The 20,925-nt window shown below is 45.7% G+C and carries 16 protein-coding genes; 5 read left to right on the forward strand and 11 right to left on the reverse strand.

The genetic code is table 11. The annotated features are described in order from the left end of the window. Window position 1: 1 nt before the first annotated feature. From PV02_RS07435 to PV02_RS07460, 6 genes are all read right to left on the reverse strand, one after another. The gene (locus PV02_RS07435) at window positions 2-874 is read right to left on the reverse strand and encodes a GNAT family N-acetyltransferase (RefSeq protein WP_256622746.1); all 873 of its coding nucleotides are present in this window, start codon (window positions 872-874) and stop codon (window positions 2-4) included. A 38-nt stretch (window positions 875-912) separates the two neighbouring features. Further along, window positions 913-2,751: a UvrD-helicase domain-containing protein gene (locus tag PV02_RS07440; RefSeq protein WP_256622747.1), complete on the reverse strand. Its 1,839-nt coding sequence runs from the start codon at window positions 2,749-2,751 to the stop codon at window positions 913-915. Between the two features lie 613 nt (window positions 2,752-3,364). Next, window positions 3,365-3,853, reverse strand: a complete 489-nt coding sequence (locus PV02_RS07445) for a GbsR/MarR family transcriptional regulator (protein WP_256622748.1) — start codon at window positions 3,851-3,853, stop codon at window positions 3,365-3,367. 58 nt (window positions 3,854-3,911) lie between these two features. Continuing rightward, window positions 3,912-4,232, reverse strand: a complete 321-nt coding sequence (locus tag PV02_RS07450; RefSeq protein WP_256622749.1) for a DMT family transporter — start codon at window positions 4,230-4,232, stop codon at window positions 3,912-3,914. A 109-nt stretch (window positions 4,233-4,341) separates the two neighbouring features. Continuing rightward, on the reverse strand, window positions 4,342-5,718 hold the full coding sequence (locus PV02_RS07455; RefSeq protein WP_256622750.1) for a DUF2238 domain-containing protein: 1,377 nt from the start codon (window positions 5,716-5,718) through the stop codon (window positions 4,342-4,344). A 78-nt stretch (window positions 5,719-5,796) separates the two neighbouring features. Beyond that, complete coding sequence (locus tag PV02_RS07460) at window positions 5,797-7,833, reverse strand: cation:proton antiporter (protein WP_256622751.1); 2,037 nt, start codon at window positions 7,831-7,833, stop codon at window positions 5,797-5,799. 483 nt (window positions 7,834-8,316) lie between these two features. On the opposite strand from PV02_RS07460, the gene PV02_RS07465 reads away from it, so the two are divergent. Then, the gene (locus PV02_RS07465) at window positions 8,317-8,958 is read left to right on the forward strand and encodes a GNAT family N-acetyltransferase (protein ID WP_256622752.1); all 642 of its coding nucleotides are present in this window, start codon (window positions 8,317-8,319) and stop codon (window positions 8,956-8,958) included. 188 nt (window positions 8,959-9,146) lie between these two features. Here the strand turns inward: PV02_RS07465 and PV02_RS07470 are convergent, their stop codons facing one another. The 4 genes from PV02_RS07470 to PV02_RS07485 form a co-directional block, all read right to left on the reverse strand. Further along, complete coding sequence (locus PV02_RS07470; RefSeq protein ID WP_256622753.1) at window positions 9,147-9,776, reverse strand: type 1 glutamine amidotransferase family protein; 630 nt, start codon at window positions 9,774-9,776, stop codon at window positions 9,147-9,149. Window positions 9,777-10,173: 397 nt separating this feature from the next. Next, complete coding sequence (locus PV02_RS07475; RefSeq protein ID WP_256622754.1) at window positions 10,174-11,547, reverse strand: sodium-dependent transporter; 1,374 nt, start codon at window positions 11,545-11,547, stop codon at window positions 10,174-10,176. Between the two features lie 71 nt (window positions 11,548-11,618). Further along, entirely contained in the window at window positions 11,619-13,115 is a 1,497-nt protein-coding gene (locus PV02_RS07480; protein ID WP_256622755.1) for a pyridoxal phosphate-dependent decarboxylase family protein, read from the reverse strand. A gap of 311 nt (window positions 13,116-13,426) precedes the next feature. Then, window positions 13,427-13,945 (reverse strand): pentapeptide repeat-containing protein, encoded by a 519-nt coding sequence (locus tag PV02_RS07485; protein WP_256622756.1) that lies wholly within the window; start codon window positions 13,943-13,945, stop codon window positions 13,427-13,429. Between the two features lie 1,499 nt (window positions 13,946-15,444). Here PV02_RS07485 and PV02_RS13385 point away from each other — a divergent pair. Beyond that, window positions 15,445-15,600, forward strand: a complete 156-nt coding sequence (locus tag PV02_RS13385) for a DUF8136 domain-containing protein (RefSeq protein ID WP_483869624.1) — start codon at window positions 15,445-15,447, stop codon at window positions 15,598-15,600. After that, complete coding sequence (locus PV02_RS07495) at window positions 15,597-15,932, forward strand: hypothetical protein (RefSeq protein WP_256622757.1); 336 nt, start codon at window positions 15,597-15,599, stop codon at window positions 15,930-15,932. The genes PV02_RS13385 and PV02_RS07495 overlap by 4 nt, the downstream gene beginning before the upstream one ends. A gap of 36 nt (window positions 15,933-15,968) precedes the next feature. On the opposite strand, the gene csa3 is transcribed toward PV02_RS07495, so the two are convergent. Beyond that, window positions 15,969-16,568, reverse strand: a complete 600-nt coding sequence (gene csa3 / locus PV02_RS07500) for a CRISPR-associated CARF protein Csa3 (protein WP_256622758.1) — start codon at window positions 16,566-16,568, stop codon at window positions 15,969-15,971. Window positions 16,569-16,786: 218 nt separating this feature from the next. On the opposite strand from csa3, the gene cas3 reads away from it, so the two are divergent. Both cas3 and casA read left to right on the forward strand, forming a co-directional pair. Then, on the forward strand, window positions 16,787-19,357 hold the full coding sequence (cas3, locus tag PV02_RS07505; protein ID WP_256623075.1) for a CRISPR-associated helicase/endonuclease Cas3: 2,571 nt from the start codon (window positions 16,787-16,789) through the stop codon (window positions 19,355-19,357). Next, complete coding sequence (casA, locus tag PV02_RS07510) at window positions 19,354-20,892, forward strand: type I-E CRISPR-associated protein Cse1/CasA (protein WP_256622759.1); 1,539 nt, start codon at window positions 19,354-19,356, stop codon at window positions 20,890-20,892. Before cas3 ends, casA begins: the two co-directional genes overlap by 4 nt. Window positions 20,893-20,925 lie beyond the last annotated feature (33 nt).

The raw sequence follows: 20,925 nt of genomic DNA on the forward strand, positions 1-20,925 counted from the left end.
CTCACCCCAGTTCGAAGGTCGTGACCCCGAAAGCCTTTTTCAGGTCAATGTCGGGCGCCTTACCTTTATACATGCGTATCGTCCTGAAGCAAGCCGACATGCCGTACTTCTCTGCCAACATAAGGGCATCTCTGTTGGGCTGCGGAACATCAAGAAAAACAGGCTCATTCTCAGGCACGGTGCTCCTAAGGGCAAGGAAGATCCTTTCGGCTATTGATATGTCATCTGCAAAAAGAGGACCTATCTTGTAACCTGAAACGCACTTCCTAATCACGCCGTATCCCTTAAGCTCTCCGCCTTCAAGCACTGCACAGGCGTGAGATCCGGGCTGGTTTATCCATCTTTTGAGGAAAGCATCTCTTGGGGCGGGGAACATTCTCCTGTCATACTCAAGCAGTTGGCTGAAGGGTACTTCACGCACATTTACCAGGTCATCCGGGACCTCTCCTCCGCCTTTACCCTCAAAGCGCAGGTTGCTATAAGAAGAAGTGAACTTCATGACGTCCTGGTATTTCCTCTCGTTCTCTACAACACCATCAAGCCCGATGGTCCGATCTCCCATGTGGGCCATGCATCTTTCGGTCAGCTGTGACCCTATACCTCTGTTCTGGAATTCAGTTCTGACCACATATAGCCCCAGAAAGCCGAAATTATCATCATACGCTACGGCAGAGGCACATCCGACAGGCCTGCCTTCAAGCTCCGCAATAAAGAATCCTTCGGGGTCAGCCTCATAAAAAATATCCCCGTCATGGATCCCCGGATTCCAGCCCTCGCTTGCCGCCAGCCCAATGATAAATCCCATCTCTTCCGGAGCAGCGTTTCTTATAAGCAGTCCCGGAAACCCATAAGTTCCGCCAGCTTTTGTATCCATGGTAACACTCTTATAGATTATAACTTAGAGATTACAATTTAAAGATTATAATTGAGGTGATTCCCGGTCTGTATCCCTGCGCTATCCGAAGGTAACTTCCTGGCTCCTTTTTTATATGCTGCCGGTGCCCTGTATACAGGATCGTGGCACGCATACAGCTCCCTGAAAACCTCTCCTCCGTCCGGCCTGTACGAATGGATGTACAATTTTTCGGAGGCTCTTGTCAGGGCCACATAAATGAGCTTCTTGTTATTGATACGGTCCACGTTGAGGAGGATACATACCTTGTTCTCCAGGCCTTTTGATGAGTGATAGGTGGTGATCAGCAGTTTATCATCGTCGAAGTGCTTCGATACCTTTGATATTTTCCTGATCTTCTCGTCCAGGCTGGCGTAAAGGAACTCATTGCCATCGTGGGAAGGACCCAGGATGAGGATATCCCCGGGGCAGTAGCCCTTTTCAAGGAGATCCAGGATGAGCTTGTTAATCTGCTTATAGTTGCCTGTGAAAAAGCTAAGCGAACTGTCAGTATCGAAACTGTGGCAGATGCCTTCGCGGCCTTCGTAGAACCTCTCTACTTCCTTTCGCAGCTCGCCGTCGGACATAAGGTAGTTCAGTGCCAGCGATATGTGGCAGCATCCTGAACGATAGGATGTCTTGAGAAGCTTGGACCTGCCACGTATGTTGATACCAAGGCTTTTCCAGCTGTTGTCCCTCTGGTTATAGATGCTCTGCAGGCGGTCTCCTGCAAGGAAGAGATTCTCGGTCAGCTCCCCGTTCCTGTCCGGATGCTTTTTACACACCATGAGGCAGAGCTTTATCCAGGAGTCATGGAAGTCCTGGCACTCGTCTATCAGAATGGCATCGTAAACAGGAACGGCTTTGTCCATGGCCATGTAGGGGAGGGTGACGTCCCAGAACGTTTCTTCCCGGGTGCCCATTAAATCAACACCTGCTATCTCCAGTGCAAGGGTATGGAATGTGGAAACTTCTATATTCTCATGCCTGATGCCCATGTACTGCAGATCCTCAGCCTTTGACAGCAGTTGCTGGCTGATCTTTTTCTCAAGGGACCTGTTATATGTCAGTATCCTGATCCTCCATCCGGGATTCTCTCTTAGCAGGTGTATGGCCCTCGCAATGAGTATCACGGTCTTGCCGCTGCCCGGAACACCGGTGATCATATAGTGCCCGCTGGGAATCCTTCTTGCGAACTGCTCCTGTTCATGGTCAAGGGCAGCAATGACCTTGTTCCCTGCCGTGACCTTCCTGTTGAACTGCCATATTTCGGTCTGTATCCTTTTTATCTGTAGCTCAGGGAACAGTTTTCCTTTTATCGTGGAGATAGTGTCACTGTCAAGAAAAGCAGTCTCGCTCCCGAACAGGGTACTGGCAGACAGTGAATCCAACTGGTCCCCGCAGATGCATTCGGTGGCCGGCTGGCAGAGCACATCCTTTAAAGTCTCCATTTCAGATGTGCCTACATTTGTGAATATCATCTTTGAGTAAAGCCTGAACCTGAGCTCCTTTTTTGAGTTAAGCAGGAATTCCTCTTTTTTCAGGAGAGTTTTCGTAGCATTATAGTACTGCCTGGCATGATGAACAGGATTGTGCAGTTCCTTGCCGCTGATATCTGTGACGTTAACAGGGTCAATGCTCCTTATATACGAGAGCGACCAGTCCCTGACATCTATTATGCAAACACCCTTATATGGATCGATGAGAATGAAATCAGGGTTATATGACATCACCAGCGGCTGCACATACAGGTAAGTATCATAGTCCCTTGCACTGTATATCCGTTTGAGCCTGGCGAGGACCTTGATTTCCCCGGCGTTCAGCTCAGGCACATCAGGCGGCATCAGTTTTAACGGCATTTGTGAAGTCCTCGGATCCTGTCAGGGTTCCGAATCAATAGGTTGGAAGGTCATACAAAGGATGTGGGCAACACAATATGTATGAACATAAAAATATAATATCTAATAGTATAAAAAGTTGATTTTCCGATGATTACTGCATTCATCCAGCATAATATTGTATTCTAATACTTTCACCATGCTTTCCTGAAGTTTATATGTATGGACCTGCGTTTACACAACCGCAACATTACCTCCTGAACATCCTCAGGACGATGGATGCCTGCCACCGATAGGAGAGCTTTCAATGGATAGCACAGCATATATCAGGTTCAATGCTATTTTTAAAACCGCATGTAGATGTCAGCCCTCCCGGGCGGAAGAGACTGAAGTTTTGTCCGCCACTGAAAAGATAAGGCACCTGACTCTGCGGATGCACGGGATTATTAACATGCAGGCCGGGAAAGGGAACTGTGGGTATATTGAGCACTGCGATCCCAGCTCTTGCCAGGGCATGGAATATGTCTGATAATATTCCTGGCGTTCCGTCTGATATAAGGTCCGGATATCATGCCTGATAGGTCCGATAGCATGTCTGCTACTCGGCGAACCCACCCGGGATATGATAAATGCTTTACTTCCCCTGCTTTTTCATCTGTTCCACTTTCCTGTAGATGAACCTTATCAGTTCCTCAAAGCTTGTGATCTGCTGCTGGTAGTTCTCAAAAATGGCCAGCCTTTTCTGTTCCTCTTCCGTAGAGGCTTCTTTCCTGTACCTGTCAATGAGGGGGGATATCTTCTTTCTGGCAATGTCGAGCTCTGCCTCATACCCGTTCTTTATCTGCAGGGTAAATGCGTCAAGGAGGTTCTTTTCCATCCGGAAGTACACTTTGCGGGACCCGGGCTTCTGTATCCTTTTTATACCCCAGAAAGCCTCTATGTTCTTCATTTTCAGGCTGATGGATGCCAGGCTATAGCCGGTCCTTCCGGCAATCTCTTCCATGCTTATATCACAAGGCTCGAAGTTGAGTATCGACAATATCCTGGCTGTGAGCTCATCAACCCCATATCCCCTGAATATCTCGATACCTGTCTCATATATCTGTGATTCTATATCGTTCATGTTCTCACTGTTATGTATTAAATTCATGGCAGTTCTGCCGGCGGTCCAAGGCAAGGGCTCAGTTGACTGAGAGCACCTTCAGTCCTATGATCCCTGCAGCTATCATCACGATGCACAGGATGCGCAGCATGTTTGCGGACTCATTGAAAAGCAGTATCCCGAGTATAGTCGTACCCATTATACCAATCCCGGTCCAGACTGCGTATCCGGTACCTATGGGCAGCACCCGCAGTGACCTTTCCAGCAGGAGCATGCTGATGACCAGGCACGTGAGCATAAAGGCCGTCGGGTAGAGCTTGCTCATCCCTTCACTGTATTTCATGCCAACAGCCCAGCCTGTCTCAAACATGCCTGCAATTATAAGATATACCCATTCCATTGTATGCACCTGATTTTACTATTTTTAATCAATATTAAAAGCTAAAACAAAAGATCATATTTATTCCTTGTGCTCCTGAAAGGGGAAGAAGGAGCAAAGCCGTGGATGCTTATTCTTTGTCTTCAAGCCCACTCATAAACACTTCAGGCTGCCTCTGCTCCTCAATGACTTCACTTATATCAGAGACCTCCCTCCGGGCTGACATCTCCCCGAACCTGTTGGCAAGCCGGTAGGATATGTCGGAAAGATAAGCGGTTCCCCATGTAGCTGCGAAGACAGCTCCCAACAGGTCGAAGGACAGGTCTCTCATCGTATCATTGATCCCATGCTGCGCAAGGATCGCCTTGTACCCGAACTCTGCTGTGAGTTCGTCTGTCAGGAATTCCAGTATCTCCCACAGGACACCGGTCGCAAGCACGAAGAGAAGGATAAAAAAGAACATCACCCTGGGAGGGATGTATATCTCGTCAGTATGGATATCGATAGCCCGGATAAGCACATATCCCGCTGCTGCTATAACGCTTGCAGAAAGGGTGTGGGTAAGATTGTCCCAGCGTGCCACATTGTCATAGAACGCAAATGTCCCCAGCGCATCCATTAAAATTGCAAGGGTGATCCACATGGTGAGCCCGGCATCAAGAGCGATGTTGTACCTGCGCGTGATAAGCGAAGGCACGAATGTGATCGCAAGGCCTGCTATCGCGTTCAGTGCGGTATGCAGGTCCCTTATCAGGATACTCACTACAAGTAAAAGCAACAGTCCTCCCTGCATTATCCTTGTTGCAAGCATCTGTTTCTCCGTTGAAATACCCAGAAGTTTGCGGATAGGCATGGGTCTTTCGTGCAGGGGATACTCGTGTGTCCCTTCGGATGGACGGGAGGATGTGACTACACTTTTGAATGGCTCTGCTGAACTAAAATACCATCCGAAGACAACACCTGCCGCGATACCCGCAAGGGTAGCATATATGAACTCATGCATCACTATGGCATTGACAGCTTCCTGCGACCTGCCATCAAGGAGGAAAGCAGTGCCAAAATTGATATCAAGGAGCCAGTGCAGCAGGTGCCACAGGCCTGACATTGCAAGCGTGGTTATCACAACGAGGAGTACGGCGAACACGGAGTTCATGCGCACTGAGGTGAACCAGTTGATCTCTGCCGCCAGCAGCAGTGCAATGGTGGCCACAGAGAAATAGATCGGTATGCTCGTAAGGAAGAAATGGTACGCTGTCGTGCTCCCTACGATCGGCATTATCGCTAATATGATGAAGTACCATGAAGGCATGACAGAAGGCTTGCGCATCAATAGCGCCGGAGCTATTATAATTAAGATAAGGGCTGCTATAAGTACGGACCATGTGAGCCTGCCGTCCACCAGGTTCACCACACCCAGCATCATGAGCAGTGTTATCATTGCCCAGCTGATGAATGCATTAAGGGGAGTATCTTTAAGGATCTTACTGAGCCTGTCTGTCCGTTGCATAGTATACTATTATAGGGCGTTTCATATCATTAAGCATTCTATAATATGAAGAAATCCTTCAAAAAATCCCGGGCCACATTATTCGATGCCAAAGTATTCCAGGTCATCCACTCTTTCTTCCGTGGACAGGTAGGCTATGAGCAGATTGCCTTCAAAGAAAGCAGAGATGCGCTTTGGAAGGGTCTGAAGCACGGGATGCCATCCGGGAGTATCCCTCCGGGCGTTGGCACTTATGATCAGGTCATTCCGGGACCAGTCCCATGAATGCAGCATGTTGATAAGATCGCTCCAGCTGTCCTTGCTTTCAAACCTTATAGAAAGGTCAGGGACTATTTTCCTGAATATTGCCTTATATACAGCGGGATCATCCCCTACCACCAGTGCTCTTAGCTGTGCGGACGTGCCTTCGGATATGCTTCCCGCCAGCTCCACAAACGGGTACAGGCCCCTGTTGTGATCGACACCGGGAGGTATTATAAGGGTAATCTCTTTTGTATTGCACAAAGGCTTCCTTATCATCGAGACCAGTACAAGCTTCTCTGTCCCCCTGAGGAGCTGGTCGATGATGGAACCTATTACACTCTCTCTGGGAGAATGAACACCGTCCCAGCCTATCACAATAATGGATATCCTGTTATCGAGGACAGCCTTCATTATACCGGAAGCGATGTTATAGTTGAGCCGCACATGTGTGTTTACCGGCACCTCGGCACATGCGGCGTAGGCTGTCATCTCATTAAGCATCTTTTCTGCCTCTGCGACCTTTTTCTCAGAATTACCGCCATCATGCTTGACAACGGAGAGTACATGCAGGGGCTCATCGGATCTCCTGTCCCTTATCATCAGGGCCAGGTCAAGCAGGAATTGCTTATACGCAGAATGGATCGAAAATGATACCAGTACGCGGGGAGATCTTTCGACCGGGCTGATACTTGCCTGTTCTGCAAGGGACACTCTTTTCCCGTATCGTTCAACGATATGCGGACTTATGATGCCTATGACAAGTATCATCATTACGACGGCATTGATCATGCTCTGCTCAAAGAAGCCGGCCTCATAACCTATGAGTACAATTGCAAGGGCTGCGGCCGCCTGACCCACCGACAGGCCGAACATGCTCATCACCTGGTCTTTTCCATACCCATAGGCCCAGCCTGTCATCCATGCTGCTGCCAGTTTTGTGACAAGCACCAGGATCACAAGCCACAGTGCCAGAGTGAGCTGCTGGCCTCCTTCTGTGAATGCTCGGATATTGACCAGCATGCCTACCGACAGCAGGAAGAAAGGTATGAAAAGTGCATTCCCAACAAACTCTATCCTGTTCATCAGCGGGCTGCTGTTTGGTATCAGGCGGTTAAGAAGAAGTCCTGCAAGGAATGCACCTATGATTGGCTCCACACCTGCAATTTCGGCAAAGTATGCTGTTACAAAGGTAACAGCCATAACGAAAATGAACTCAAAGTAACTTTCCTCGGTAAGCTTGCTGAAGAACCACCTGGAAATGCGTGGCACTATGATCCAGGTCCCCGCAAAGAATAAAAGAAGCCCGACACCCAGCCTCATCCAGAAGAACATGTCCAGGCTGCCTTCCGTGGAAGACAGCACCACAGCAAGAACCATGAGGGCCAGGGTGTCAGTAAGTATCGTACCGCCTACAGCAGCGGTAACTGCTTCATTGTTGACTATGCCAAGCCTCCTGATGACAGGATAGGCAAGCAGGGTGTGGGACGCAAAGATGGAAGCAAAGAGCAGGGAGGCAGGCAGGGAAAGGCCCAGGATGTAATATCCGGCAGCAGTGCCTGCTATCTGGGGTATTATGAACGATATGGCACCGAAGACCAGGCTTCTGTCGATCTTCTCGATGAAGTTGTTGATATTGATCTCAAGCCCGGCTATGAACATCAGGTAAACGAGACCTATTTCCCCGAGGAGTATGATAGTATCATTGCGGTCAAGTATATGCAGTGCATTGGGACCGATGAGTGCACCGACTATGATAATTCCTATGATCCCGGGCAGCCTGCAAAGCTTGAGAAGAAGAGGAGCAACCAGGAAAACCAGCATCGACAGCGCGAATATGAGTATGGGGTCGTTTACAGGTATTTCCGGGAGCATATCTATCTGGTAGTGTTTGATGAACCACAGTGGACGGGTTAAATTTCTAACTGCACAGAACTTTCATGCAGAAACGTGCGTGACAAGGAATTACCTATATCTCAGATACGCTTTCAGTGTAATGCATGTTATAAAAGGGTAGTGATTATATCCTGCTACATTGTGCCTTTACTTTAAAAAGAGTATTTTCCGGTAGTACAAACCCCTCAAAGTCCCAAAATCCCCAAAGAACCGGCTTTCCTATGGTGGCTCACCAGGTAGCGAGCATCTTTGAGAAGCCGGTGAGGCCCTCAGGAGAGGATCAAGCGCTCCCCGCAAGCGTCTTAGTTTCCTTTTCGGTTTCAACAGTGCTTTTTTAGAAATTGTCCATACCGTAAAGGCTTTAAATTAAAAGGCACATAACATCTTTAACGGCGTTAACACGTCTTTAGGTTGGGGTTTCTAAACTATATTCTTAATGTGGGTATGACAATATCGGCAGTTATGAAAAATCTCATATGGAAGGTCCATATGTATATGAGGCAATCATTAACAGCTTCCAAGCTAATGGTTGGCAGTCTTATCACCCGGCACTGGGTCAGGATAACAGACAAAAATGTCACCAACGTTAGTGGGGAAATGCTAAACGAAGTTCTGAGACTTTACAATGAGAATTTCACGGAGATCAATGAAAAAAGATTCACGAAATACACCCGTTTTTTCAAAAAAACTACCTATGTATATACTGAAAATAATGAAGTAAAAGGATATTGCCTGTACTATATCAAGCCATCCTTGTCCATTGAAGGATTTCAGAAAACAGCCACACTCTATTCGTTCACTGTTGACAGCAGGTGCAGGGGACAGGGCATAGGTGCCAAGCTTCTTCAGAAAAGTCTGCTCGAGATGCGGCTGAACTCCATCACCAGTGCTAGGTTATATGTTGCAACGGACAACACTGCCGCAATAAACCTGTACAGGAAAGTGGGATTTGCAGTAAGGAGAGAAGTAATGGATATATGCGGTCCCGGAAAAGAGTGCTATGAAATGGAGATCATCCTTGATGACAGATTCAGATGCGACGATGAATACCAAAAGAACATATTCCCGGATCCCCAATTGATAACCCTTCTGATGAATAGATGAACATGTCCCTTATCATTCCTGTGAGATATAGATTCTCAGAACCGCCAGTGTGAGCAGTATCAGTCCCACTGACACGCAATTGCCTTCTTTTGATATTGCCGCCCGATAATCCCGGATCCATACATCGATATGATTGTCATCTTCATAAATAAGCGAGCCCAAGCATCTGAGACAGCACCGCATAAGGATTAAATTTCCAGCGACTCCATGAGTGCATAGTAGTACTGTGCTTCATGCGTGATATACAACCAGTACCATGCATCGAGAGTCCCGGAAGAAAACACACCAAGTTCCCTCAGCACTTCGCGGGCAAAGTCAACGGGAGCGATACCTGTTGCGGTTATAAGCCTGCCGTGTGTGACCGCAGTTTTATGGATGTAGAATGCCTCCCCTTTGTAGGTGGGGATGACCGCCTTAAGATAGCCCAGATCGTTGCTGGTGTGAGGCCTGCTGTCGAGCATCCCTGCTTTTGCAAGTCCCGCTGTTGCGCCGCAGATGGCCGCCACAAGAACACCTGTGTTCATGAACTCCTTTGCCTTTTCCATCATGGGCATGTGAATGTCATCAAGCCAGGTGTCGCCTCCCGGGAGTATGAGCACACCCGCATCGACGGCAGCGCACTCTTCAAGGCTTACGTCCGGTAATATACGCACTCCACCCATGGTGACAACAGGCTCTTTGGTGAGTCCCACTGTCCTTAAGATGTACCTTTCAGCATCCTTCCTGAAATAACGGCCTGAGTTCAGTTCAGCTGTAAGGAACCCCGGCTCCCAGTCGGCCATGGTGTCGAACACATAGAGATAGGCAATTCTGGTCATGAAAACATCCTCAAACTTATAATCATAAGATAGGTGGACTGACTATTAAACTTTCCAGTCTTGGAAGAAAAGCATAAAAGATATAGGATCCAATTCTATCTAAAAAGGTGAAAAACATGGTTAAAAGGAAAGATGAATGCTCAGTCCAAAAAAGAATGTTCAGGGATGTCCTGATAGTTGCAGTTTCCTTCGTTGCATTATTCCTTTTTGCAAGAGTAGCTGGGTTAATTTGATAATGGTTTATCAGACAAAGAATCAGATTGAAAAGATATCCCCTTTTGCAGGTTCCACGGGCTAGATCATAAGGCACGCCTTTTAGAAGGGTATTTTCAGGCCGGTCATCTGTGGGTGAGTAGATGGCGGGAGTATACTCCTGATGACTCTTTATCCCGGTGATTCAGAGAGCTGCCATCCAGCCTCCCACCATTAACAAAAGTATTATCAATGGCAGAACATAGACGATATAGGGACGTATCCACCGTGGAAAACGTATTCCTTCCCCGGCATTTGCCTCCTCTGTGAACTTATCCCATCCCCAGCCAAAGTTATAAGCGCAGAACAGTACGAAGGATATAGCACCTATTGGCAGCAGGTTATTGGTGAAGATGAAATCCTCCAGGTCAAGGATACCTGTCCCGGGTCCCAAAGGCTCTATCCGGCTCAATGTCCCGAAACTCAGGGCACATGGCAGGGACAGCAGGAACACTCCTACGCCGTTGAGGAGTGCAGCCTTTTTTCGGGTCCATCCCCATTCATCAATGGTGAATGCCATTAAATTCTCAAAGATAGCTATCACAGTGGTCATTGCGGCAAGTGAGAGGAACAGGAAGAACAGTGCACCCCATAGCTGGCCTCCTACTATTTGATTGAATATGTTCGGCAATGTCACAAAAATAAGACCCGGGCCTGACCCGGCATCAATACTAAAGGCAAAGGCAGCAGGTATTATCACAAGACCTGCAAGAAGTGCTACTGATGTGTCGAGCGCAACCACATTGATCGATTCCCCTGCAAGGCGTTTCTCCCTTCCTATATAGCTTCCGAAAACAGCCATGCCGCCAATGCCTATGCTGAGGGTGAAGAATGCCTGCCCCATGGCAGCGTTGACAGTTTCCCAGCTTAGCTGGGAAAAGTCCGGATATAGGTAGAAACTGATCCCTTCCATCGACCCGGGCAGTGTAACTGAGCGCACAACAAGCACGATCAGTATAAAGAAAAGACCAGCCATCAATGACTTGCTTATCCTCTCAACACCTTTATGGAGTCCCCTGGAGCATACCCCGAATCCCAGTGCGACGACAATTGCCATCCAGAATACGGTCTCCGCACTGTTTCCCAGAAAAGCACCGAAGGATGCGCCAATCTCCTCAGGTCCGAGTCCCGCGAACTTCCCGGTAAGTGTGTAGTACATATAGGCGATACTCCATCCGGCAACCGTGGTATAGAACATCAGTCCTACTACGCCACCAAGTATGGCCAGATATCCGAATATGTGCCATTTGCTTCCGGGCTTCTCAAGTTTCCTCATGGCATCTGCAATATTCAGCCTTCCGGCCCTGCCAATGGAATATTCCATTACAAGGACCGGGATGCCAAGAAGTAATAGGAATACGAGGTAAACTATAACAAAAGCTCCGCCGCCATACATTCCTGTAATGAAGGGAAAACGCCATACATTACCAAGTCCTATGGCGCATCCTGCTGACACCAGCAGAAAGCCAAGTCGTGTTGCAAGTTGCTCACGTTCGGGTCGGAGGTCTTTTTCAGACATATTGCCTGTCCTGTTACCTTCTGCCAACTGTTCTTCAATAATCCTTCAATAGCATATGTCTCAGGAAATGATCAGGCGAGTTCATTTCCAATCCGGATCACTTCCCTCACGAGAGTATCAAAGTCACTATACAGGCTGCGGTGGTTTGTGATTCCTACATGCAGGTAATTCCTGTTCCTTATGCTGACAGTTGAGGTGACAGCTATACCCTGCTCCTGCAGCTCGATCTCTATCTGCTTGTTCAGGTTGTCCAGGCCCGTTTCATCCAGACCAGGCCGCATGTAACGGAAGTTGACAATGTTCAGTGACACGGGCACCGCCAACTCAAGTTCCGGAGCAGCCTCAACCAGACGGGCAAGGTAGTGTGCCTGGTCAATATTCTGCTGTATGATCCGCCCGTACCTGGCAGTGCCGTGCTCCTTGATTGTCATCCAAGCCTTGAGTGCATGGAAGCCGCGGGAGAGCTCAAACCCGTAGTCTGAGAGCCAATTCACATCGACGCCTGTTAAGCCGCGCTCTCCTTTGCCGTGGGCAAGGTAGGTAGGTGTCAGGGAGAACGCACTGCGGTGCTCGCCGGCGTTCCTGATCAGGATGCAGCCTATCGGATACTGCAGGTACATCCACTTATGCAGATCGAACGCCAGAGAGTCCGCCCTTTCCATTCCTGCTACGAGATACTTGTAGTCGGGAGTGATAGCCGCCCAGGCGCCAAAGGCACCGTCAACATGGAACCAGCATTTTTCCTCCGCGCATATGTCTGCAAGAGCGTTGAGATCGTCTATGGCGGCTGTATTTGTCGTCCCTGCGCATCCGATGACGCACAGCGGCAGACAGCCATTCTCACGGTCATCCGTGATAGCCTCTTTCAGGGCTGCCAGGTCAATCCTCAGTGAATCATCTACAGGGATCAGGCGCATTGCGTCTTTTCCGAAGCCAAGCAGTTCAACGGCCTTCTGGACAGAGGAGTGGGCTTCTTCCGAACAGTAGATGGTCATCTGCTGCGGCGCATTTTGCATTCCCCTGCTGCGTACATCGAACTCTGCCATCTTGTTTCTCGCAACAGCTAAGCCAATTAAGTTTGAAGCTGAACAGCCGCTGGTTATAAGGCCGCTTGCAGTGGAGGGATAACCAAGAAGTGTTTTGCACCATTCGATGACCTGCAGTTCGACGTAGTTATTGCTGAGGTAGGAAAAGGATCCGCTGACGGCATCCGTTGAGGAGGCGAGCAGATCTGCAAACATGCCCATCACGGTGCCTGACCCGGCAATCCAGCCCCAGAACCTAGGATGGCTGTTACCCAGCTGGTGAGGGCGTATGTACCGTAGATACTCCTGATATACATCATCGGCAGGTTCAGGATCTTCGGGAGGCGGACCTTCAAAATGGGCTTTCACATGCGTTGGCGCATGCTCCCATATCGGACGATCCCTTAACGTTTCTAAATAGTCCAATGCGTCATCAAGGATACTGTGGCCGAGGATGCGCATGGATTTCCAGTCTTTCGGATCCAGAGTCTCTTCAGGATACTCTTCAGTCTGCTTGCTCAGAATATCACCACCTACCCACAAGGATAAAAGATCAAAGGCCCTTAGTTTTGCCTGACTTTGCCAAGTTCAAACAAAGTAAGGACATGTTAAGATTATTTCTTTGGGAATATATGCTTTCTTGTGTGAACTGTCATGAACAGGGCGACATAGAAAATCATTCTCCGCCAGAGTAAGTGCTACCTGATCGGATATCGGACATTCCCGCAGAAACACTGCGCCCGAGGAGTTCGAGCTCAAGGACGGCGGCGGCGCGGGCGGTGCTGTTGATGCCGGAGAAGTGGGTGCGAGGTGGAGTTAGGGGAAGGAGACTTATGATAGAGAATATCCTATACTCACTCAATCTCAATATCATACCCCTTCAATAGTGAGATCACCTCAGGAACAGAAAACTTCGTCTTCTTCAGGAAGTTATTATTCGGATCAATGTCATAGTTCTTTGCATTCCTGAAGGACGTGAAGCTTAGGTTAGTGTTCCTGAAGAGGCTGTTCTTAAGATCGGCGCCTTCGAAGGTTGCGTTTTTCAGGTTAGTGTTGACGAAATCGCAGTCATATACCTGGCAGCCGGCAAAGCTTGTGTTTTCCAGATCCATGTCTGAAAATACGGAGTAAGATATGAGGGAATCCTCAAATCCGATGGCAAGAAGGAAGTCGTTGCATTTTGAAAAGTCCAGGCCCATTACTTTGCACTTTTTGAATATGACATCCTGGAGCCTCGCATTGTTCAGATTTACGTTGGATAAGTTGCAGTTATCAAAGGTGCAGTCAATGAACTTTGAGTTGCTGAAGGAGGCATCTGTAAGATCGATGTCTTTAAAGGTTTCCTCTTCGAATTCTTTGTCCCGGTATTTCATAATCGGGATTAACTGTTCCCAGATTATATGCCTTATGGTTTTGTTAGACAAAACTCTGTCAGAAGCAGACCGGAAAGAAAAGAGATCTCTGACTTGCCGGCTGAGAAAGCAAGGGTGCCGGATGGTAACTCATGTTACCACCGGAACTTCCTTGAACGGAGGGAACTAACCATCGTAATGCTGACAATAACCCCGTACATCCCGGCATTACCGGGATGTACCCCTGATTGCACCCGCCAGTCCCGCAAGCCACCCACCCGTGGCCCCACTGGCCGCAATTCCCCGTTGAATCGCTCATACTCCACTTTTTGCACGCTGCTGCATTAGGATAAGGGCAAAGATTTACGTTTTGGGAAGCTGAGGGGATGGATTTTGCCCTTATTCCGTTTTGCAGTTGCACTCGTTTTTCCGTTTTTCTTGCCGGGATTCCGGCTGAGTTACATATCGTACCTATATGTAAACTGGTCATTGCAGTTTCCTGCGCTGCAGGTGTTTGTACCTGCAAGCCCTAATCACATCTAATTCTATATAAATATATCTACACTGCATAATATAATGAGTGTCATCATCATGATATCCGGGATTTGCAAAGTAAGAGTTCACACTAAGGGCTCTGTAGAAACCCTCATCAAACTCTTTGCCATTTTCCTGCAGAACTCACCTTTAATCTTTTTTTCTTCCTGTTTCGTAAGGAATTATAGATATTAATCGTAACTGTTCTCTTGTTAGTGAATGAATGGCTTCGGAATCGTATCCTTTGTCCATGAGATAGTAGTTTGATTTCCGATTTCTATGACATTGCTTTAATAATCCATTGAAGTAAACAGACTTAGTTTTTCTAGTGAATTTACTCGTAGCTTTTTGCCAATAAAAATCATAACTGGTAATTTATCTCATCCAATTTGCCTTAACAAGAAATCAATAGATCATTGAAACCCGCTTTTTGCTAAAAAGTACTCTTTTTGAAAAACCGGCTGGAGATTTATACTGATAGCAGTCACTCTAAAAATCAGTTAAATCTTTATGAGTATATACCTGTACCTGATGATAAGATAGGAATGGGAATGAATGATTAATAGACATTTCCGAATATAGAATCCTCAATCATGAAATCAATTAAAAATGAGGACTACGTACTGGAAAATGCCAATCCAAATCAAGAACAGGTGTATTATTTCTGTGCAGAATGGGAACATACTTCTCATAAAGCAGATAATCAGTAAAAATTATGTAGCAGTATCTGCGAATTTTGTCAGAAATAAGATGATAATAATCCTCGAATAGTACTATTTGTTGTTAGTAAATATGCAAAGATTACCCCTACAGCTCCTTCCACGTATGATACTGTTGAAAAAGCTCTTTGTAAAAGATAAGTGCCAGAGGCCTAAATATGTCATATGTGAATACCAGAAGCAGAGTCAATGAAACCTCTTCAGAAATTCTTGCTCTCTTACGTCTGCTTGATATCTCCAGCAAGATGATCAAGGAGATGCTCTTGAATTAAATCTAAGCGCTTTAGGCCCACGGAGGGAGATACAGTTCAATACCTCAGTGTTCTTGTTAATGCCATACAGGCTCACAATGCTATCCTGAAGGATACCGAGCTAAATGACATGAATAGGCGCCCAGCTGATCTGGAGGCGCTAAAGTTATGACATTCGAGGCAATTGAAAAAAGATTATCTCTACTTGAAAGACAAAGGCAAAAGGGAAGAGCAATATTCTTTTCTACCCAATTCGATAGATATGAGGATTACCTTGTAGAAGCAAAGAAAGCAAGAAATGAATGTCCTAGTATTTCAAGCATCAGCATCGTCCCTTCTGCAGATGAACTCAGAAAGTGCCTTGAACGAATGGTAACAGCAGATACGGATGAAGATCTTATCGAGTCTGTCAGGGAACAATTTTCCTTACGCGAGCAGCAAGAGAAGGATTATCAAGAGCGACTAAAATGCTGCCAAGAAGCATGGGATGATGGATTTGATTAATTTCTATGTGCAGATAGTGGGGTGAGAAAAACAATATTATATCACCGCAAGTCTGCCCGAGTCTGTTATGCTGAAGCCGTCCTCGTCGGAGATATACCCCATGTCCTTAAGCTCCCTTATGTGGTTGTAGGCCATCCCCCTGGAGATGCCCACCTTTGCGGCAATGGCGGTGACCGCCTTCTCCCCGAGCCTTATGTGCTCGAGGATGGCCTTCTTGGTGGGCGAGATGTTGAAGCTCAGGATAGGGAACTCCAGCATGAAGTTGTCTTCCTCCGTCACGTAGACGATCCTTTTGACCATATCACTGCGCGCATAGGCCCCGAACAGCGTCCCGAACGCCTGTGGTTTCCTGCCGCCGGAGACATTCAGTATAACTTGGTTGCCCCGGTCGTGCTCCTTCTCGATTGCATCCGCCACGTCCTGTGCAATCCTCACCGGATCGTACAGCGAGGTGATAAGCTTCTTTATTTCGATTACTTTCCCGAAGGTGGCCTCCAGTATATTCTCAGCCTGAACCTTCTTGTCCACGGCTCCGTCTTCTGTGATGATTATCACTTTTGAAGGAGAGAGGCGCGTTATGCAGACAAGCACGGGGTCGAGGGTGTATAGAGTGGTGATGAGTGTAAGATTGGGCATCAGGAAGTGATATGTTGATGATGCTATATATTTGTGTTTGGGATATGTAGGAGTATGTAATTTAGGGGGTGTTATTGTTTAATTGCTGTATAGCAAAGTATATATCAGGGGTATACAATATTGCTGTTGTTAAATATTTGATATATCAGATAATTTGGTTATTTACAGTTAAGTTTTTTCATCTTTAATTCGCAGGAAGGGAGAATACATTGGAAGAAATGTACAACTACTGGGGCAAGGCTGACGAATTATCCTGGCACCCATTGCCTTACCACTCTATGGATGTTGTAGCAGTGGCCGATCAATGGTGGGCGCATAGCCCGGCCATACGTCGCAGTTTCTCCCAGGAAACAGGCTTGTCCGAAGAACAAACTTATGCGTGGGTAATGTTTTTTATTGCCTTACATGATCTGGGTAAATTTGATGTCCGATTCCAGATAAAGAATTTGAATCTGGCAACAGAAAACTATAAAACTAGTTTGCCTGCAGGCATTAGAACTAAAGATTATTTCCACGGCGATGAAGGATACAAGTGGTTCGTGCTAGAAAGTGAAGACTTATATTTTATAGATGTTGATTACAAAAAACAAAGGTGGCTTCAAAATTGGTTTGCTTCGGTTGCAGGACATCACGGATCAATACCTACAAACACCGAACCTAATCTTCCTCCTTTTGTTGATGAATCCATAACATCGAAAGATTGTCTTGCTCGTCAAAGCTGGATACAAGAGTTGAACCGTATTTTTCTAGAACCTGCTGGTATTACTTTTGTTGATATTCCTACAAAGAATCCACCATTGTTGCTTGCAGGATTTTGTAGCGTTTGTGATTGGCTGGGTTCCAATAGAGAGTATTTTGATTTTCAACAGAAAGAATCATCGTTGGAAAAATATTTTCTTAGCCGAGAAAGAAATGCTTTAAAAGCTTTAAATGACTTTGGCTTGTTATCTCACATAGCTACTATCGGTGGAATGGAGGCCCTTTATCCAGATTACACTCCACAGAACACACAGACACTAATCGATAGGTTGTCAGTAGAACAGTCTTTGATCATAATTGAAGCGAATACCGGTAGTGGAAAAACGGAAGCTTCTTTGGCTTACGCTTCCAAATTATTGGCAGCGAGCTTAGCAGACAATATAGTTTTTGCTTTGCCAACACAAGCAACCGCAAATGCAATGCTGGAGCGACTGGAAGCTGTTGCCGGTAGAATATTCGAAAGCAATGATAACATTATCCTTGCACACGGGAAGCGGGACTCAAATAAACACTTCAAAAGAATGATTGAAAAGCACAAGCAATCTATCAGTCTTCAAGGTGATTTTGAAGCCGGGGCACAGTGTAGTGAATGGTTGTCTTCCAGTAGGAAACGTGCTTTTTTAGGACAAATTGCTGTAACAACTGTGGATCAGGTCATGCTTTCGGCAATAAGACCGTTAAGGCATTATTTTGTTCGGAGTTTTGGGATTGGAAAAGGTGTCTTGATCATTGATGAAATCCATGCCTATGATGCTTACATGTATGGTATTTTGGAAGCAGTTATCAAACAGCAGAAACAAGCTGGAGGTAGCGTTATTCTATTATCTGCGACCCTTCCGGCATACCAAAAGCAATCATTGTGTAGTGCTTGGGGTACTGATGCAGTGATAAATGAAAAGGGATATCCATTGATACTACAGGCAACAGATGACGATGTTCATACGTTTGCATTAGAGACTTGGGATTGTGTTCAGGAAAAAACTGTTGAAATCGAATTGTGGAAGACAAATGATTGCTCAATATCCGTTGAACAACTTAAGCGGATAGTTAAAGCAGCACAAGAGGGAGCTAAAGTCGGCATTGTTTGCAATTTAGTTGATGATGCACAAAAGTATGCGCATCGCCTCAGTGAAATGACTTCTGTTCCAGTTGATATTTTCCATTCAAGATATCGATACTGTGACAGAATGAATAAAGAAAAAGCAGTATTGGATAATTACAGCAAAAAAAGTTCAGATCGAGGTAGGATATTGGTTGGAACTCAGGTAATAGAGCAATCATTGGATATCGATTTTGATTGGATGATTTCTTTTGTATGTCCGGTTGACCTCCTATTTCAGCGTATGGGAAGGTTGCACAGGCATTTAAAGCAACGGCCGGAGTCATATAAAAAGCCACGATGCACGATCGTAATTCCAAATATCAACGATGCAGATTTAACGGAAGATCCAAAGAAAATATACGGATTTCACAATCTCATTTATAAAAATACCAGAGTTCTTTGGCGCACTCAATACTTGTTGGAGCAAAACAATGCAATAAAGTTTCCAGAGGCATATCGTGATTTGATCGAACGTGTTTATGCTAAGGACAGATGGGAAAACGAGCCGGAATCACTGACTAAACTACATGAAGAATACGAAACCGAGGAGTGGGCGAGTAAATGGATCTCAAAAGGATTAACTCAGGCCGATACTTACTTTATGGACTCTGAAGGCAATGCAAATGCGCTCACCAGAGAAGGGAAAATGAATCTAAGTGTGATCCCGGTGACTGAAGACGGTGGAGTTAAACACTTTTTGGATGGTATCCCTGTTCCCAAACCCAATGATAAGTTTGATCGTGAGCTGTTGAGCCAAAACAGTCTGGGAGTTCCGGACAGCAATTTTTGGAGGTCCGTACTACCTAAAAGCCAGGATAGATTACATTACTTATCTATGGTGAAAACAAATGAAGGATGGCGTTTTGACTATGATGGTGGTTACTTACTTTATACTCAGGACAGAGGTTTGCAGAAGGTTAAAAAATGACGGGTTTTAATTTACTTACCGAGGAATGGATTCCAGTTCAAAAGCAAGGGCATTTTGAGACTATCAGCCTGAAACGTTTGCTTTGTAACGATGAAGAATGGCAGCTCTGTCTATCCCGCGATGATATGGAAATGGCTGCTTTGCAACTGATAGTTTGCATTGTGCAAGTTGTCTTCATGCCAGATGATGAAGATGATTTGTTTGCTTCTTATAGCAAACCGATGAAAGAGGCGGATTATGAGAAGGGAATATTGCCATTTATGGAATGGTTCGATTTATTGCATCCTGAGTATCCATTTATGCAGTGTGCAGATGTAAAGGCTAAAGATGAGAATTCAAAAGGCAATACTCCCAAAAACTGGACATCGTTCCAGAAATTATTCGTAGGTTTACCTGAAATTACCAGTGATTCCCCTTCCTCAAAAGCATTTTTTAATACTGTGGATGAAATCAATAATACATGGTATGGGGAAGTTGCGATTGCAATTTTTCAGCAGGCTACAAATGGTTTTAGTTTAGGTGGTTCGAAATTTGCAGTCGGTTTAAAAGGCTCTATGCCATCAACCACATTGATACAAGATAGTAACTTGAGAAAATCCATTTGGGCCAATGTACTTAACAAAGAGTTTTTGCAGCAAAATACTTCGCTTTTTGATGGAAACAAGAATAATAATCCAACGTGGGTAGTTCTTCCTTCCTTTGACAAAAATAAGCCAGAGAGTGCCCAAAGTATTGGTTTATTAAGAGGGCTCTTTTGGCAACCTGCTAAAATAAAGTTATTCGTTGATGAGAAGCAGCAATTATCTGGATTTTTAACGAATCCTGGAATGAGTTATTTTGAAGGATTTTGGAAACATCCACATACACCAATTGATGAAATTGCTTTTAAAGAAAACAAATCCAGCAAAAAACCATTTTTGTCTTTAAGAAGAGACTATCCAGTCTGGACTGAAATGCTAAGCTACTTTTATACCAAAAATGCCGGGCAAGAAGGAGCAAGCAGGGCTTTGGTTGTATCGCACTATGAACAAGTGATTGGTCGTGGAAAAACAATAAATTTAGTTGTGGGTGGATATGTCAAAGGTGGTTCTCAAGAAAGTCTAGCCGCCAGAAAACATGAGTTATATGGAATCTCTTCTGGTTGGGAAGCTCAGATAGCAGAAATGAATATGTTAATTTCCTATGGTTTAGATGCTCAAAAGGCACTTGATTATGCAGTTTACTCATTTGGGAAAGAATTAAACGAAATCCGGACTGTGCGAAATAGAGAACAAGACTCTAATCTAATGAAAAAATTGAAAGAGCAAACGAAAAAGCATTATTTTGCAGGTTCAGAGTCAGTTTTCCATAGTATAATGAGAAAGTTAGATGTTAATGAAGTATCAAACTACAAAAACCATTTTACTCAATTGGCTATGGTCACATATGATACTATTTTTTTGCCCTACGAACATGACCCTAAATTGCTAAAAGCGGTTGTTGCTGGTCGTAGAACACTAACTAGGAACCTTATGAAAATCGGAGAAAATAACTAATTGAAGAATATGAAGAAAATATGGGGTTACACA

It is taken from the genome of Methanolobus chelungpuianus (assembly GCF_024500045.1).
Taxonomy (GTDB): domain Archaea; phylum Halobacteriota; class Methanosarcinia; order Methanosarcinales; family Methanosarcinaceae; genus Methanolobus; species Methanolobus chelungpuianus.

Bases quoted from the DNA above. Each gene is read 5' to 3' on its own strand.
- PV02_RS07435 (WP_256622746.1), bottom strand. From the start codon at position 874: ATGGATACAAAAGCTGGCGGAACTTATGGGTTTCCGGGACTGCTTATA.
- PV02_RS07440 (WP_256622747.1), bottom strand. From the start codon at position 2,751: ATGCCGTTAAAACTGATGCCGCCTGATGTGCCTGAGCTGAACGCCGGG.
- PV02_RS07445 (WP_256622748.1), bottom strand. From the start codon at position 3,853: ATGAACGATATAGAATCACAGATATATGAGACAGGTATCGAGATATTC.
- PV02_RS07450 (WP_256622749.1), bottom strand. From the start codon at position 4,232: ATGGAATGGGTATATCTTATAATTGCAGGCATGTTTGAGACAGGCTGG.
- PV02_RS07455 (WP_256622750.1), bottom strand. From the start codon at position 5,718: ATGCAACGGACAGACAGGCTCAGTAAGATCCTTAAAGATACTCCCCTT.
- PV02_RS07460 (WP_256622751.1), bottom strand. From the start codon at position 7,833: ATGCTCCCGGAAATACCTGTAAACGACCCCATACTCATATTCGCGCTG.
- PV02_RS07465 (WP_256622752.1), top strand. From the start codon at position 8,317: ATGAAAAATCTCATATGGAAGGTCCATATGTATATGAGGCAATCATTA.
- PV02_RS07470 (WP_256622753.1), bottom strand. From the start codon at position 9,776: ATGACCAGAATTGCCTATCTCTATGTGTTCGACACCATGGCCGACTGG.
- PV02_RS07475 (WP_256622754.1), bottom strand. From the start codon at position 11,547: ATGTCTGAAAAAGACCTCCGACCCGAACGTGAGCAACTTGCAACACGA.
- PV02_RS07485 (WP_256622756.1), bottom strand. From the start codon at position 13,945: ATGAAATACCGGGACAAAGAATTCGAAGAGGAAACCTTTAAAGACATC.
- PV02_RS07495 (WP_256622757.1), top strand. From the start codon at position 15,597: ATGACATTCGAGGCAATTGAAAAAAGATTATCTCTACTTGAAAGACAA.
- csa3 (WP_256622758.1), bottom strand. From the start codon at position 16,568: ATGCCCAATCTTACACTCATCACCACTCTATACACCCTCGACCCCGTG.
- cas3 (WP_256623075.1), top strand. From the start codon at position 16,787: ATGTACAACTACTGGGGCAAGGCTGACGAATTATCCTGGCACCCATTG.
- casA (WP_256622759.1), top strand. From the start codon at position 19,354: ATGACGGGTTTTAATTTACTTACCGAGGAATGGATTCCAGTTCAAAAG.